At 71.0% G+C, this 15,699-nt stretch carries 13 protein-coding genes and 1 pseudogene; 6 read left to right on the top strand and 8 right to left on the bottom strand.

Annotated elements, in window-relative coordinates:
- Window positions 1–146: 146 nt before the first annotated feature.
- Entirely contained in the window at window positions 147–1,103 is a 957-nt protein-coding gene (locus ACFYXH_RS06455) for a LysR family transcriptional regulator (RefSeq protein WP_389561008.1), read from the bottom strand.
- A 115-nt stretch (window positions 1,104–1,218) separates the two neighbouring features.
- On the opposite strand from ACFYXH_RS06455, the gene ACFYXH_RS06460 reads away from it, so the two are divergent.
- The 6 genes from ACFYXH_RS06460 to ACFYXH_RS06485 are packed head-to-tail and all read left to right on the top strand — an operon-like array spanning window position 1,219 to window position 7,962.
- The gene (locus ACFYXH_RS06460) at window positions 1,219–2,091 is read left to right on the top strand and encodes an FAD binding domain-containing protein (RefSeq protein ID WP_389561009.1); all 873 of its coding nucleotides are present in this window, start codon (window positions 1,219–1,221) and stop codon (window positions 2,089–2,091) included.
- Between the two features lies 1 nt (window position 2,092).
- Window positions 2,093–2,614 (top strand): (2Fe-2S)-binding protein, encoded by a 522-nt coding sequence (locus tag ACFYXH_RS06465; protein WP_362676273.1) that lies wholly within the window; start codon window positions 2,093–2,095, stop codon window positions 2,612–2,614.
- On the top strand, window positions 2,611–4,983 hold the full coding sequence (locus ACFYXH_RS06470) for an aerobic carbon-monoxide dehydrogenase large subunit (RefSeq protein ID WP_389561010.1): 2,373 nt from the start codon (window positions 2,611–2,613) through the stop codon (window positions 4,981–4,983). Before ACFYXH_RS06465 ends, ACFYXH_RS06470 begins: the two co-directional genes overlap by 4 nt.
- A gap of 10 nt (window positions 4,984–4,993) precedes the next feature.
- A complete protein-coding gene (locus ACFYXH_RS06475; RefSeq protein ID WP_389561011.1) occupies window positions 4,994–5,920 on the top strand; it encodes an XdhC family protein in 927 nt (308 codons plus the stop codon).
- On the top strand, window positions 5,913–6,821 hold the full coding sequence (locus ACFYXH_RS06480; RefSeq protein WP_327323416.1) for a MoxR family ATPase: 909 nt from the start codon (window positions 5,913–5,915) through the stop codon (window positions 6,819–6,821). The genes ACFYXH_RS06475 and ACFYXH_RS06480 overlap by 8 nt, the downstream gene beginning before the upstream one ends.
- Complete coding sequence (locus tag ACFYXH_RS06485) at window positions 6,814–7,962, top strand: VWA domain-containing protein (protein WP_389561012.1); 1,149 nt, start codon at window positions 6,814–6,816, stop codon at window positions 7,960–7,962. The genes ACFYXH_RS06480 and ACFYXH_RS06485 overlap by 8 nt, the downstream gene beginning before the upstream one ends.
- A gap of 391 nt (window positions 7,963–8,353) precedes the next feature.
- On the opposite strand, the gene ACFYXH_RS06490 is transcribed toward ACFYXH_RS06485, so the two are convergent.
- From ACFYXH_RS06490 to ACFYXH_RS06520, 7 genes and pseudogenes are all read right to left on the bottom strand, one after another.
- The gene (locus ACFYXH_RS06490; RefSeq protein WP_389561013.1) at window positions 8,354–8,515 is read right to left on the bottom strand and encodes a hypothetical protein; all 162 of its coding nucleotides are present in this window, start codon (window positions 8,513–8,515) and stop codon (window positions 8,354–8,356) included.
- Window positions 8,512–10,098 carry a long-chain fatty acid--CoA ligase gene (locus ACFYXH_RS06495; protein ID WP_389561014.1) on the bottom strand — a complete coding sequence of 529 codons (1,587 nt, stop codon included), beginning with the start codon at window positions 10,096–10,098 and terminating at the stop codon, window positions 8,512–8,514. Before ACFYXH_RS06495 ends, ACFYXH_RS06490 begins: the two co-directional genes overlap by 4 nt.
- Before the next feature lie 158 nt (window positions 10,099–10,256).
- Window positions 10,257–11,963: an aldehyde dehydrogenase family protein gene (locus ACFYXH_RS06500; RefSeq protein WP_389561015.1), complete on the bottom strand. Its 1,707-nt coding sequence runs from the start codon at window positions 11,961–11,963 to the stop codon at window positions 10,257–10,259.
- Window positions 11,964–12,066: 103 nt separating this feature from the next.
- Complete coding sequence (locus ACFYXH_RS06505) at window positions 12,067–13,431, bottom strand: MFS transporter (RefSeq protein ID WP_389561016.1); 1,365 nt, start codon at window positions 13,429–13,431, stop codon at window positions 12,067–12,069.
- A 46-nt stretch (window positions 13,432–13,477) separates the two neighbouring features.
- Complete coding sequence (locus tag ACFYXH_RS06510) at window positions 13,478–14,401, bottom strand: TauD/TfdA dioxygenase family protein (RefSeq protein ID WP_389561017.1); 924 nt, start codon at window positions 14,399–14,401, stop codon at window positions 13,478–13,480.
- Window positions 14,402–14,518: 117 nt separating this feature from the next.
- Window positions 14,519–15,121 (bottom strand): TetR/AcrR family transcriptional regulator, encoded by a 603-nt coding sequence (locus ACFYXH_RS06515; RefSeq protein WP_389561018.1) that lies wholly within the window; start codon window positions 15,119–15,121, stop codon window positions 14,519–14,521.
- Between the two features lie 219 nt (window positions 15,122–15,340).
- A pseudogene (locus ACFYXH_RS06520) lies at window positions 15,341–15,597 on the bottom strand (dihydrofolate reductase family protein); the annotation flags it as partial.
- Window positions 15,598–15,699 lie beyond the last annotated feature (102 nt).

Consider the following 15,699-nt stretch of genomic DNA (forward strand, 5'->3'; position numbering starts at 1 on the left):
TCGGGAACTTACGTCCCCTCACCGTCCCCTGGACGTCCCCAGGCGCAGCCGCTGGAGCTCCTCGCGTTCCGCCGTGGTCAGCTCGCCGGACCGGGCCCTCGAAAACACAAGCCAGGCCCGCCGCTACGGGGGGAAAGCCTGCTCTCTCACCGGCCCCAGAGCGTGACGTACACCGGCGGCCGGAACCGGGAGGGCGGGACGCCCGCGCCGGGCGCGCGCATGATGCGGGTCGCCGCGGGGGTGTGCAGGAAGTGCAGGAACGCGTCGGTGGCCGGGGAACGGTGCTCGGGCTGCAGGACGGTGGCGTGCCACGTGGCGTCCGACGGCGTGGCTGGGGTCTCCAGTATGCGCAGCTCGTCACGCCGGATGCGGGGCGACACCAGATGGGCCAACGCTGGTGCCACCCCCGCGCCCTCGGCGGCGGCCGCCCAGGTCGCGGCCTGGTTGGGGAACACCCACACGTGCCCCTCGGCCACACCGAGCCGACGCAGCAGCCGCCCGGAATCCGCGTCTGGATCGGTTCCGGAGGAGTCGACCAGCCACGACCACTGCGGCGGCGGACCGGGCGGCCGCGGCGACCTGGCGCCGGTCACTACGACCAGCTGGGTGCGGAACAGCGGCTCGCTGACGAGTTCGCCCCTGCGAACGGCGCCAAGGTACGGCCCGAGGGCGACGTCGGCCAGCCGGTTCTCCACCAGCACGCGTATCTCGTTGCCGACGGCCACCCCGAACGAGGTCTCGGTCCTGCGCCCCGAGCGGCCGTCGAAGGCCTCCACGAGCGACGGGAGCACGAACTCGGCCAGCGTGCTCGTGGCGACGACCCGCAGCTCGTCGGGCGCACCCCGCGCCGCCCGCACCGCCGCCTCGGCATCCGCGCTCAGCGCGACCATCCGCGACGCAACCGGCAGCAGCCGCGCCCCCGCGGGCGTCAGGCGCATCCCACCGCCGCCGGTGCGCCGGATGAGCGGATCGCCGAAGTGGGTGCGCAGCGCAGTGAGCGCCTGCGACACCGCTGACTCGCTCACGTCCAGAGCCCGCGCGGCGGCGCCCACCGAACCGAGCCGGGCAACCAGCACGAAGGTGCTGAGCTGTGTGACGGTCACCTTTCGATTTTCCCTCGTTTAGAGGGATAAGTGAATGCTTATCGACCCATTGCATGGCCGGTGAGGAAGAGCGCAGCATCACTGCACAACGGGCGCAGCATTCCAGGAGGGCCCGATGCAGGTTCCAGCTGCCTTCCAGTACGAGACGGCCACCAGCCTCGAGCAGGCGATCGAGCTGCTCACACGGTACGGCCCCGAGGCCCGGGTGGTGGCGGGCGGACACAGCCTGTTGCCGATGATGAAGCTGCGGCTGGCCCAGCCCGAAGCCCTGATCGATATCAACGGCCTCGGCGAGCTGGCGTTGATCCGGGTGGACGGGCACGAACTGTCCGTCGGAGCGATGGTCCGACACGCGGAGCTGCTCGCCTCGCCGGTCGTCGGCGAGCACTTCCCCATCCTGCGGGACGCGGAACGGGTCATCGCCGATCCGCTCGTACGCAACCGCGGCACCGTGGGCGGCTCGCTGTGCCAGGCCGATCCGTCGGAGGACCTGTCCGCGGCGTTCTCGGCACTGCGGGCGACCCTTGTCGCCCAAGGCCCCGGCGGCAGGCGCACCATCGGGATCAGGGAGTTCTTCCTCGGGCCGTACGAGACCGCGCTCGACGAAGCGGAGCTTCTGGTGGAAATCCGAGTGCCCATCCGTTCGCACGCCAGCGCCTACCGCAAGGTCGAGCGCCGGGTCGGCGACTGGGCGGTCGTCGCCGCAGGAGCGGTGCTGGAGATCTCCGACGGGGTCATCACCGAGGCCGGGATCGGGCTGACCGCAGTGGGTGCCCCACGGTTCGTGGCCGAGCGGGCCGAGGACTTCCTGCGCGGCAGACGGCCGGACGACGAGGGCTTCGCCGAGGCGGGCCGGATCGCCTCGCAGGAGTGCAAGCCGACAGCAGACCAGCGCGGCCCGGTCGACTACAAGCGGCATCTGGCCGGGGAGCTCACTGCGCGGGCGCTGCGCGCCGCGGCCGCCCGCGCCCAGGGGCAGGAGGCGTGACATGCGGATCACCGTGACCGTGAACGGCGAGCAGCACACGAGGGACGTGGAGCCCAGGCTGCTGCTCGTGCACTTCCTGCGCGACGAACTCGGGCTCACCGGCACCCACTGGGGCTGCGACACCTCCAACTGCGGGGTGTGCGCCGTCTGGTTGGACGGGACGCCGGTGAAGTCCTGCACCGTGCTCGCGGTGATGGCCGACGGCCATGAGGTGCGGACCGTCGAGGGCTTGGCGCACGGGGCCGAACTCGACCCGGTGCAGCAGGGATTCGTCGCCTGCCACGGGCTGCAGTGCGGCTTCTGCACGCCGGGGATGATGATGACCGCCCGCTGGCTGCTCGACCACAACGCGGATCCGTCCGAGGACGACATCCGCAAGGCCATCTCCGGACAAGTGTGCCGCTGCACCGGTTACGAGAACATCGTGCGCTCCATCCGCTGGGCCGCCGAGCACGACGGCGGGGCGCGGACCGCCGATACGGGCGCCGAGCAGGCGCCCGGCCGCGAGGAGGTGCGGGCATGACGACCACCGGGGAACGGCCGGTCGGCTTCGGACGGATGACCCGCAAGGAGGACGCGAGGTTCGTCCGCGGCCACGGGACCTACGTCGACGATGTCCAGCTGCCCGGGATGCTGCACGGCGCCGTCCTGCGCAGCCCCATGGCGCACGCCCGGATCGTGTCCGTCGACACCAGCGCCGCCGAGGCGCACCCGAAGGTCAAGGCCGTGATCACCGGGGAGACCCTGGCCGGTCTCGGGCTGGCCTGGATGCCCACGCTCTCGCACGACACTCAGGCGGTGCTGGCCACCGACAAGGTGCGCTTCCAGGGCCAGGAGGTCGCCTTCGTCGTCGCCGAGGACCGTTACGCCGCCCGGGACGCCCTTGAACTGATCGATGTGGAATACGAACCGCTGCCGCCGGTCGTGGACGCCCGCCGGGCGCTCGACCCGGACGCGCCGGTGATCCGCGACGACAAGGAACAGCAGACCGACAACCACATCTTCGACTGGTCGGCGGGCGACAAGGAGCGCACCGACGAGGTCTTCTCAGCAGCCGACGTCGTGGTGGAGCAGGACATGCTGTACCCGCGGGTGCACCCGGCGCCGCTGGAGACCTGCGGCACCGTGGCGGACATGGACGCCATCACCGGGAAGCTGACGGTGTGGTCCACCACCCAGGCCCCGCACGCACACCGCACGCTCTACGCAATGGTGTCCGGCATCCCGGAGCACAAAATCCGGATCATCTCCCCGGACATCGGGGGCGGCTTCGGCAACAAGGTCGGCATCTACCCCGGTTACGTGTGCGCGGTCGTCGGTTCGATTGTCACCGGCAAGCCGGTCAAGTGGGTGGAGGACCGCTCGGAGAACCTGATGAGTACCTCCTTCGCCCGCGACTACCACATGCACGGGGAGATCGCGGCGACGAAGGACGGGAAGATACAGGCCCTGCGGGTCCATGTGATCGCCGACCACGGCGCCTTCAACTCAACCGCGCAACCGTCCAACTTCCCCGCCGGCTTCTTCGGCGTCTTCACCGGCTCGTACGACCTGGCCGCCGCTCACTGCACCGTGACGGGCGTCTACACCAACAAGGCTCCCGGCGGTGTCGCCTACGCCTGCTCGTTCCGCGTCACCGAGGCCGTGTACCTGGTCGAGCGGATGGTCGACCTGCTCGCGGCCGAGCTCGGCGAGGACCCGGCCGAGCTGCGGCTGCGCAACCTGCTGCGACCAGGGCAGTTCCCCTACCGGACGCAGACCGGGTGGGAGTACGACTCCGGCGACTACCCGCGGGCCCTGCGGCTGGCGATGGAGATGGCGCACTACGAGGACCTGCGCAGCGAGCAGGCCGAGAAGCGCGAGCGCGGCGAGCTGATGGGAGTTGGGGTCAGCTTCTTCACCGAGGCCGTCGGCGCCGGCCCGCGCAAGCACATGGACATCCTCGGGCTGGGCATGGCCGACGGTGCCGAACTGCGCGTTCACCCGACCGGCAAGGCGGTGCTGCGGATCTCCGTGCAGACCCAGGGCCAGGGCCACGAGACGACCTTCGCGCAGATCGTCGCCGAGGAGCTGGGCATCCCGCCCGAGGACGTCGAGGTGGTGCACGGCGACACCGACCAGACCCCGTTCGGGCTCGGTACCTACGGCTCCCGTTCGACACCGGTGTCCGGAGCGGCGGCGGCAATGGTCTCCCGCAAGGTGCGCGAGCGCGCGAGGCTCGTGGCCTCGGCGATGCTCGAAGTGAACGCGGACGACCTGGAATGGGAGAAGGGCCGCTGGTTCGTCACAGGAGACCCCGACCAGGGAAGGACCATCACCGAGATCGCCCTCGCGGCGCACTCCAACCTGGAGCTGCCCGAGGGTGTCGAGGGCCAGTTGGACGCGACCTGCGTCTACAACCCGCCGAACCTCACCTTCCCCTTCGGCGCATACATATGCGTCACCGACGTGGACGCGGACACCGGTCAGGTGAAGGTCCGCCGGTTCATCGCCGTGGACGACTGCGGCAACCGGATCAACCCCATGATTGTCGAGGGCCAGGTGCACGGCGGACTCGCCGACGGCCTCGGCATGGCGCTGATGCAGGTGATCGCCTTCGACGAGGACGGCAACTGCCTCGGCGGGTCGTTCATGGACTATCTCCTGCCCACCTCGGTCGAGTGCCCGTCCTGGGAGCTCGGCGAGACGGTCACCCCCTCCCCGCACCACCCCATCGGAGCCAAGGGCGTCGGCGAGTCAGCCACGGTGGGTTCGCCCGCCGCGGTGGTCAACGCCGTGGTCGACGCGCTGAAGCCGCTCGGCGTACGCCATGTCGACATGCCGCTGACGCCCGCCGCGGTGTGGCGGGCCGCCCAGGGCCGGCCGCTGCGCACCGACCTGGCGATCACCTGAGGCCACCGCGATGACGAACACCGAACTGCTGGCCCGCGCGGACGTGCTCCGGCACGGCCGGACCCCGTTCGTCCTGGCCACCGTCGTCCACGCGGAACGGCCCACGAGCGCCAAGCCCGGGGACAGCGCGCTGGTGCTGCCCGACGGCACCGTCGAGGGCTTCGTGGGCGGCACATGCGCCGAGACGACGGTGCAACTGCAGGGCCTGCGGGTGCTGGAGACCGGCGAGTCGCTGATGCTGAGGATCACGCCCGCCGCGGACACCGGGGCCGAAGGCGCGCAGGAGCCGGGCGAAGGCCTGGTCACGGTGGCCAACCCCTGCCTGTCGGGTGGGACGCTCGACATCTTCCTGGAGGCCAACCTCCCCCAGGCGCTGGCGTACGTCTACGGACACGCCCCCATCGCCCGCGCTCTGCTCGACGTCGGTCGTGCGCTCGGCCTCGACGCCCGACCAGCCTCGCCCGGGGAGCCGCTGCCACCCGATCTGTACGTCATCGTCATCGCCACGCACGGCCGCGACGAGGAGACTGTGCTGACCGAGGCTGCACGCGCCGGGATCCCGTACATCGGGCTGGTGGCCAGTCCGAAGCGCGGCGCGGCGGTGCTCGCCGGGCTGGGTCTCACCGAGGAACAACGCGCGCACGTCCACACCCCGGCCGGCCTGGACATCGGCGCGCGGACCCCGGGAGAGATCGCGCTGTCGGTGTACGCCGAGATCATCGCGTTGCGGCCGCAGGTGGCCCGAGCCGTGCGCCCCGGAGCCGACTCCGCCGCGCCGCAGGCCGTAGTCCAGGACGTGGATCCCGTGTGCGGCATGGCCGTGGCGATCACGCCCGCCACCCTCTCACTGGACCGGGCCGGCAGCAGGGTGTACTTCTGCGGGCCGGGGTGCCAGCACGCCTTCGCCGACGACCCCTCCCGTTACGCTCATGCCTGACCTCGACCCCCTCGTACCCGACGTCCCCGCCCTGCGCTCGCGTCTGGACGCCGTCGGCTACCTGGCCGACGACGCCCTGGCCACGGCGCTGCTGCTGGCCGTGCGCATGCGGCAGCCGATCCTGCTGGAGGGCGAGCCCGGTGTCGGCAAGACCGAGGCGGCCCGCGCGCTCGCCGCCGTGCTCGACACCCCGCTGATCCGGCTGCAGTGCTACGAGGGACTGTCCTCGGCCGAGGCCCTCTATGAGTGGAACTATCCACGGCAACTGCTGGCCATCCGGCTGGCCGAGTCCCGCGGGGAGCCCCTGCGGGACGCCGACCTGTTCGCCGAGGACTACCTGCTGCCACGGCCGCTGCTCGCCGCGATCTGCCACCCGGGACCGCGGCCGGCGGTGCTGCTCATCGACGAGGTGGACCGCGCCGACGACGAATTCGAGGCGTTTCTGCTGGAGCTGCTCGCCGATGCCGCGGTCACCATCCCCGAACTGGGCACCCGGACGGCTGCGGTGCCGCCGGTGGCCGTACTGACCTCCAACCGCACCCGGGATCTGCACGACGCGCTCAAACGCCGCTGCCTCTACCACTGGATCGACTACCCGGACACCGCACGAGTCGCCGCGATCATCCGCAGACGGGTGCCGGAGTCGGCCGAGTGGCTGGCCGCGCGCGTGGCGCGCGGGGTGGCGCGCCTGCGTGCTCGGCAGGAGCTCACCAAGCCGCCCGGCATCGCCGAGGCGATCGACTGGGCGGGCGCGCTGCACGCGCTGGGGCTCTCCGTTCTCGACGCCGACGCCGCCGACCGCACTCTGGGGGCGGTACTCAAGTACGCCGAGGACCTGGAGGCAGTGCGCCGGGCCGGACTGGCGGAGCTGGTCGACGCGGAGGCAGGCTCCGATGCCTGACCTGCCGGAACTGGCAGCCTCGTTCACCGCCGCCCTGCACGACGCAGGGATCGCGGTGGGCCCCGACCGTACCCGGAGCTTCGCTCGGGCGCTCACCCTGCTGGCACCGTCGACGACGCCCGAGCTGCGGCACTGCGCGCTCGCCACCCTGGTGTCCGACCGCGAGCAGATCGAGCCGTTCGACGCGGTCTTTCGTGAGGTCTTCGGCGGCCCGGCCGACCGCGAAGCACAGCGCGGGCAGCCCGGCGACCCGGCCCGATCGCTCCCGGACACCGTTCCCGGCCGCGTCCCCGGCACCCGGAAGGCCACCGCGGACAGACGCGGCCGGGAGGCCGACGCACAGCCGCGGGAGGCTCCCGTACCCCTCGCCGCCAGTCCGCTCGACCGCCTCGCCGACCGCGACTTCGCGGACCTGTCCGCCGAGGAACTGGCGCGGCTCTCCGAGGTGATGCGCACCCTTGTGCTTCGCACCCCGACCCGGCCGTCCCGTCGGCGCCGCACCGCGCTCCAGGGTGAGCGCATCGACGTGCGCCGCACCCTCTCTGTCAGCCGGCGCACCGGCGGATATCCGCTGCAACTGCGCCGCTTCATGCCGCGCACCCGTCCCCGCGACCTCATCGTGCTCTGCGACATCTCCGGATCGATGGAGCCCTATGCCCGCGCGATGCTGCAACTGCTCTACTGTGCCGTCCGCGCCGCCCACGCCGAGGTCTTCACCTTCGCCACCCGGCTCACACGCCTCACGCCCTCCCTCCGGCGGGCTGGCCCGTACGACGCCCTGGCACGGGCCGGGCGGGCGGCCCCGGACTGGTCCGGGGGCACCCGGATAGCGGAGTGCCTTGCGGAGTTCAACGAGCGGTTCGGCCGGCGGGGCATGGCGCACGGCGCCGTGGTCGTCATCATCTCCGACGGCTGGGACACCGGCGGGCCCGCCGCCCTCGCCACCCACATGGCGCGGCTGTCCCGGGTCGCCTACCGCGTCGTATGGGTCAACCCGCGCACGGCAAGCCCCCGCTACCGTCCGCTCGTCGCCGGCATGGCCGCCGCACTGCCCTACTGCGACGCCGTCGTCAGCGCCCACAACCTCGCGGCCCTGGACGACTTCACCGCCGCACTGTCCGCCCCGCGCCACCGCCGATGACCTTGCCCGTCCTCGCCGTTGCCGAAGGCAGGGGGGCTCCGCTCTGCACCGTCGGCACCGGGCGGCGGAGTTGATGCCCGCATCAACCCGGGCGTTATCCCGCAGCCATCGCTGACACTCACGCGTCGGCGGTAGCGGTAGCGGCCGGCTGCCCCGTCAGCAGAGACTCGTCGACCCACGGAACCAGCGGTGCGCAGACCGCCCTCGGTACTCAAGCCAGGGCGCCACACGACCCGATCCGGTCGTTGCGGCACCCCGAGCCTTGAGGACGCCGCCCTGCACCGACGTACCGCAGTCGGGACCCCTCTGATCTCCACCCGCCGCGGCAGCCCGCCGCCCTCGTCAGACGCCTGGGCTCTGGGTATGCGCATCGTCTCGTTGCTGCCGGCAGTCAGGCTGCGGGGATGTGGGCGGCCGCCTTCTTGTCCGGGCCGCCCGCCTCCAGAAGGGCGACCGAGGCCGTGCTCTTCTCGGTCAGCCTGCCGGCGAGCGCGGCTCCGGCCGAGCCGGCTCCGACGACGACGTAGTCGACGTTGTCGGGCGGCGTACTCATCGGGCCCCCTCGATCGCGCCGGCATCCGCGGTACCCGCGTCCCGGAGCTCGCGCTTGAGGATCTTGCCGGTGGCGTTGGTGGGCAGGACAGCGAAGAACTCCACCAGGCGGGGGTACTTGTAGCCCGCCATCTCCTCCTTGCACCAGGCGATCAGCTCCTCCTGGGAGAGCGTCGCTCCCGGGGCGAGGACCACGCAGGCCTTGATCTCCTCACCGTGGCGCTCGTGCGGCATGCCGATGACAGCCGCCATGCTCACGGCGGGATGGGTGAGGAGCACCTCCTCGATCTCCCGGGGGTACACGTTGAAGCCACCACGGATGATCATGTCCTTGGCGCGGTCGACGATGTAGAGCCACCCGTCGGCGTCCCGATGGGCCAGGTCCCCGGTGCGGAACCAGCCGTCGCGCATCACCTCGGCGGTCGCCTCGGGCCGATTGAAGTAGCCCTTCATCACGTTGTGCCCGCGGATGACGATCTCGCCGATCGCGTCGGCACCCTGAACTGGGGCCCAGTCCTTGCCGACCAGGTCCACCTCCACGCCCCAGACCGGACGTCCGATGGAGCCCGGCCGCACCTTCTCGCCGCGTGGCGAGAACGTGGCCACCGGGCTGGTCTCGGAGAGGCCGTACCCCTCCAGAATGGTGACGCCGAACCGCTCGGCGAACCGGCGGTGGATCTCGACCGGGAGCGCCGAGCCCCCCGAGCCGGCCATCCGCAGATTCTTGGCGATCTGCGGCAGATCCACGTCGGGCGCTTCTTCTTCGAGCAGGGCCCAGTACATGGTGGGGACGCCCGCGAAGAAAGTGACAGCATGGCGCTGCATCAGGGCGAGGGCCGAGCGGGCGTCGAAGCGCGGCAGCAGTACCAGCGTCGCCCCTGAGGCAAGGCCGGCGTTCATCTGGACGACCTGGCCGAAGGAGTGGAACAGCGGCAGGGTGATCAGATGCACGTCGTGCTCGATCTCGCCGAACAGCTTGTGGCAGGTCAGCACGTTGAGCATCACGTTGGAGTGGGTGAGCTCGGCGCCCTTGGGGCGGCCCGTGGTGCCGGAGGTGTACAGGATGACTGCCGTGTCACCGGACTCGGTGGCCACCGTGTCGAAGTCCGTGCTCTGCCCGGCCAGCGCCGCCGTCAGGGTCTCGGCGCCGGTGATCGGGGAGTCCTCGGTGGGGGCGGCAGTCATCAGGAAGAAGTGCTCGCACCCTGGCGTCCCGCCGAAGCCTGCCCAGCCCTCCTGCCCCAGCGGGAGCTCGGCGCCGCCCTCGAAGCAGAAGTAGGCCTTGGCCTCGGAGTCGGCCAGGTGGTACGCGATCTCCCGGCCCTTGAGCAGAACGTTGAGCGGGACGACGACCGCGCCGGCCTTGAGGATGCCGTAGTAGACCATCGGGAACCAGAGGAGGTTCGGGCAGGACAGCGCGACCTTGTCGCCCGGCCCGATGCCGCGCGAGCGGAGCAGGTTGGCCACGCGGCGGGCCGCCGCGTCCAGCTCCGCGTAGGTCAGCCGCTGGACGCCCAGCACGACTGCCGTGCGGTCGGGCACGGCACGGGCACTGTTCTCCAGCGTGGTGGCGAGATTGAGCATGTGAGGTCTCCGTGGGATGTGTCGGTGTAAGCGGCGGAAGAGCGGAATCGGCCACCGGAGCCCGTCCGTGGAACGGCAACGTCACGGCAAGGGCAGTGCGCAGGCGAAGCATCCTGGTGCGCTGCGCTGAACCGATGCCTGCGCCATCCGCGAAGGAGTCAGCCCCGCAACGCGGATGCGAGGAGAGCAGGCAGTTTCATCACGCTCGGCGCGGCCGTGAAGCGGGTGACGCGCTCCACGGTGGTCAGTGCGGTGCGGTTGGTGACGAAGTACGGCGGGCGAGGGGACAACGACGGGTCGCCCGTGACCAGGCCACGCGGGGCGGGCGTGAACGGGGCGCGCAGCACGGTCTTCTCGATGTCCTCGAGCATGAAGGCGTTGTGCACGAAGCCGATGCCGCTGCCGATGTCCTGGCGGGTGTGCCCGGGGTAGGCGCCCCACGGTGTGAAGCCGAGCAGGAAGCCGACCGCCGACCAGCAGTTGACGCCCAAGGTGCCGTAGCGCAGGTCGGCGATCGCGCTGCGCACCGCGTCCCGGTGGGCCTTCTCGGTCCTCGGGTGGACGATCAGAGTGGCGCCGAGCGTGCCCGGGAGAGTGTCGTTGGCGAAGTCGACGGCGTGGCGCAGGAATGCGGCCGGAGCCTGTCCGGGCAGGCGTACGACGCCCAGCGCGCTGCCGAAGACCTCGTCGGTGATGAGGACGTCGTCGCTATCGGTGATGTCGGGGACGAGCAGCCGGCAGCCGTCGCCGTGAATCTCCGCCTGCGGGTGAGCGGCGAGGACGGAGGCGAGGCGCCCGGCGGCGCCCGGGTAGTAGTCGGTGCGCGGAGGCAGTTCGCGCAGTACCCGCCGGATCTCTGCCAGGAGCCGCTCGGTGCCGTCCCAGTCGCGCGGCAGAACAAGGATCTGGCTGGCGATGCAGTTGTGGCCGGAGTTGTTCATCTTGCTGGTGACGATGTGTTCGGCCTGGAAGCGGAAGTCGGCGTCGCTCCACGGCCCCGGCACCACGATGCAGGGGCTGACGCCGCCCAGTTCACTGCTGAAGGGCTTGTCCAGAAGCGGCCGGTCGTCGTGGCGGCGCTGCTCGGCTTCCTCGTCGGTGCCCCAGACGATGGCGTCGTGGGTGCGGTCGCTGCCGGTGACGTGAATGGCGTCCACGCTCTTGTGGCCGGCGAGGTAACCGCCTTCGGCCGCGCCGCCGTCGACGAAGCGCACCCAGCCGCGTTCGACGAACTCGGCGAAGACGTACTCGAAGTGGGGGCGTAGATAGTCGTTGACCGGGTTCATCTTGGCGATGACGACCTGGCCCTCGGCGAAGAGCTTGTGCAGGATGTCCAGCGCGGTGATGGCGGCGACATTGCCGGCGCCGAGCACCAGAGCCACGGCCGGGCGCCCCGGCCTGCCCCGGTACTCGCCCGCCGCACGGCTCCGTGCCTGCTCCGCAGAGGTGCCGGGGCGCATCCACACCTGGGCCGTGAAGCCGTTGAGCAGGAGGGTGTCCCAGCCGGTGGCGGGGAAGACATCGACTCGCGTGCGGCCTTCCTCCTCGTGGACGGCCTTGGCGCCGACGGGATCCTTGCCCGCGGCGATCCGCTGCAGCACGTGCAGATACGCCGCGGCGTTCTGCGCCAGGGCCCACGGCCCGCCGATCCAGTCCTCGGCGGCCCACGGCGAATCGGGTGCGTACCCCTTCGCGCGGGCACCGGCAGCGGCCAGCTCGGGGGCACGGGAGACCACGCGCGGCAGCAGCCGCTCCAGGAGGGCGATGCGTTCGGTGAGCGGGGTGGCGGACCAGGACTCGGCGGTGCCGCGTACGGCGGTCACGGTGCGGTCGAGGAAGGAGGTGTCGAGGGTGCTGGTGTTCACGTCATTCCCTGGGGAAGGTCGGGAGTCGGGCGGGCGGGGCCGCTTCCCGGCGCTGTCCGGGGAACCGGCCCGGGCGCCGAGAAGACGGGACGAGGGTGCGTCGTCACGCGGACAGCAGGCGCGCGTCGCGGTCCGGGTCGATCAGCGTGACGGCGGCGGTTCCGCTCAGCAGAAGCACGCCACCGGTGATCAGGACGGCGTACTGGTAGCCCCCTGCTCCATGGGTGTCCACGAGGCGCCCGATCAGCGTCGGGGCGATCAGACCGGCGATGGTCACCACGGCGTTCATGATGCCCAGGGCGCCGCCCCGGCGATCGGCCGGGGCCAGTTCTGTGACAGTGGTGGCGGCGACGCTGCTCATCGCTCCGGCGAGCCCGAATCCGGCGACCAGAAGCACGACGGTCGCGGCACCGGCCGGGGCCGACGGCAGGGCCAGGCATGCCGCGGCGCCGATGAGCAGGAGGATTCCGCCGACCCGGCCGCGGGCCCACCGGCTCGCGATCCCGCGGCGCAGCAGCCATCCGGTCAGGCCCGCCTGTCCGAGCACGACGACGCCGCTCACACCCCAGAACAGCATCAGCAACTGGGTGGACACGGCCGAGGAGTAGCCCAGCCCGTCATGGAGGTAGGAAGGGAGCCAGACCAGGGCGAAGGCGATGACCCAGTAGGTGCCGAAGTAGGCGGTCGTCGCACCGATCCAGGTACGGGTCGCGAGGATCCGGCGGTACGGCGTCCTGTGCCGGGCCGGCCCCGTCCCGGTTCCGGCCCCCGCCCCCTCACCCGTCCCCGTCCCCGTCCCGTCGCCGGAGCCGGCCGAGGCCGGGGAGCCCTTGTCCGACGCGGCCGCGTACGGTCCCTCTCCGCCGAGGGGGATCCACAGCAGAGCCCACACCACACCGGCGAGTGCCACCACGGCGACGGCCGAGCGCCAGCCGTGGTGGTGGATCACCCACGTCAGTACGGGAGCGGCGACCAGGACTCCCAGGGTGACCCCCAGCACGATCAGCGCCCCGGGCAGGTTCCGCCGGTGGTTGGGGAACCAGGACAGCGTGGCCTGCTGGGCGACGGGGAAGGCGGGCCCCTCGGCGGCGCCGAGGAGAACTCGTGAGGTGATGAGCACCGCAAACCCTCCGCCCACGGCCAGAGGAGCCTGGGAGAGGGACCACAGAACGGCCATCGCCAGCAGCAGCCACTTGGGCCGTATGCGGTCGGCGAGCAGCCCCACCGCGGCGCCACAGATCGAGAACAGCAGGAAGAAGGCGCTGTTGGCGAGTCCGAAGGCCGATGCGGACAGGCCGAGGTCCTCGCGGATCTGGTCTGCGGCCAGACCGAGCACGGACTTGTCGGCGAAATTGATCATCATGAAGACGACGAGCAGCGCGGTGACGATCCACGCACGGCGTCTCGATCTGTTCGTCGGCTTCGGGAGGCCGGCGGGCACAGCGGGTGCGACATCGGTGTCGGTCACAAGGGCTCCGCGGAGACTGGATGGGGAGGGGAGGTCCGGTGCCTGTTCAGGAGAGCGGGACGCCGGCGATCGCGATGCGCTCCATGACACGGCGCTGCGGGAAGTAGTCGCTGATCGCGTAGTGCTGGGTGGCGATGTTGTCCCAGATCGCGACGGAGCCCGGCTGCCAGCGGAAGCGCACCTGGTACTCGGGGATCCGGGCCTGGAGGACGAGCTCGTCGAGCAGTTCACGGCTCTCGGGGTCCGACAGTCCGACGATCCGGGTGGTGAAGGGCTCGTTGACGTAGAGGAGCTTGCGGCCGGTGCGCGGGTGGTGGACGACCACGGGGTGCTCGACGGCCGGCAGGTTCTCGCGGTGCGCGGCGATCTGGCTTTCGGTCATCAAGCAGCCCCAGCTGGGCACCCAGTCGTGCACCGCGGTGAGCCCCTCGATCCGGGCCTTCATGGCCTCGGAGAGGTTGTCGTACGCGGCCGACATGTCCGCCCACATGGTGTCGCCGCCCGCGGACGGGACCTCGACGGCACGCAGGACGGAGCCGAGTGCCGGCGCGGCCATGAACGAGTGGTCGCTGTGCCAGATGTTCTCGGTGCCGATGGCCATCGCGTCCTTGGCCAGGCGGGAGACGCCGACGGTGTCGCCCTTGGGGAAGAAGGGGTTGGGCTCCGGCTCGCCCCACAGGCCGGCGAAAGCGAGCTGGGGCTGCGGGGCGAAGGCGTGCTGATCGCGGAAGAACAGCACCTTCCACTCCAACAGGGCCTGCCTGATCTCGTCCGCGAGGTCCTCGCCGATCGGGAGCGAGAGGTCGACGCCTTCGATCTCGGCGCCGATGTGCGGGGTGAGCGGGCAGACGTCCAGGAGCCGGTAGTCGGGCTGGGGCATGCCGGGCGCGATGCGCTCGAGCGTGCGCTTCCCGTAGTGCATCAGGGGCTTGTCGAGCGTGGGGGCGGGGGCGGTGACGACGCTGTCCATGAATCCTCCGTAACGGGGGCCGGGAAATCGTTACCGGAAGTATCGTTATTAGAGTGTGCGGAGGCAAGGGTCCGCAGCCATCAAAAATCGAGCCGGAAATCCGGGGCGGAAGGCCGCTCAGACAGCCGAGCGGACGGCGTGGCTGACGAGGTCCACCAGCGTGTCCACCAGCGCGGCGTCGGGCAGCTCCTGCTCGACGATCAGCCGGAAGAGCAGCGGTGCGGCCACCAGGGTCGCCGCGGCCCGGACATCGGTGTCGGGCCGCACCTCACCGCGTGTGATCCCGCGTTCGAGGATGCGCCTGGTCTCGCTCGTGATCCGTTCGGTGTACTGCGCGTACTGGCCCCGCACCGCGCCGGTCTCGGCCGCCGCTCCGATCAGGCCCGCGATCAGCCGGTCCGACCCCGGCAGCCGGTACGCCTCCAGACGAGTGGTGAGTACAAAACGGAGCTCCGCGCGGAAGTCGCCCAGATCAGGCACCGACAGGACGCCGATACGGGTCTCGGCAGCGGCGATGATCAGGTCCTGCTTGGTGGGCCATCGCCGGTAGATGGCGGGCTTGCTCACCCCGGCCCGTGCGGCGACGGCATCCATCGTGACGGCCCCGATCCCCTGTTCGGTGACCAGGTCGACGACCGCGTTCAGGACCGCCCCGGTGACCCGCTCCTCCCGCGGCCGCCCCGGTCCCCGCTCCGACCCGCGACCCTGTGTACCCACCATGCCCAGAGCCTACGATCTCGCCGGACCACGCCGGAACGTAGCAGTGGCGCGGCATCGCCACCCGCTACGAGAAGACCGCGGCCATCTACCTGGCCGGGCTCCACATCGCAGGCATCTTCTTAATGGTCCGCGCGGTGAGCCAACGCCCGCCGAGCAAGTCGTTCCGACGAGTGCCACGTCCGGGGACGCGACGGCAGGGCGAGTGCGCGAGCCTTGTCGGCGGACGACGTCGAAGACGTTCTTCTGCAGGCCGTTGGCGTAGACCTCGTGCTCGACGAGCTTCACTTCTGCGTGTCCTTGCCCGTGGCGCTGAAGAGCCGCTTGCCCGCACCGAGCAGCAGCGGGAAGACGATCAGGTGGTAACGGTCGATCAGGCCGGCGTCCGAAAGGGCCTGGTTCAGGGAGGCGCTGCCGTGGACGATGATCGGCCCGCCCTCCGTCTCCTTCAGCGCGGCGACCTCGTCAAGTGAGCGCAGGTGCCGGTGGGCGAGCGTGCCGCCGCCCGCTCCCGTACCGATGATGATGACGTCATAGTGGTGATCACCGGCCATGCGAAGGTCCCGTTCTAGAAGTCGTTG

The sequence above is a fragment of the Streptomyces sp. NPDC002730 genome, assembly GCF_042888805.1.
Classification (GTDB): Bacteria; Actinomycetota; Actinomycetes; order Streptomycetales; family Streptomycetaceae; genus Streptomyces.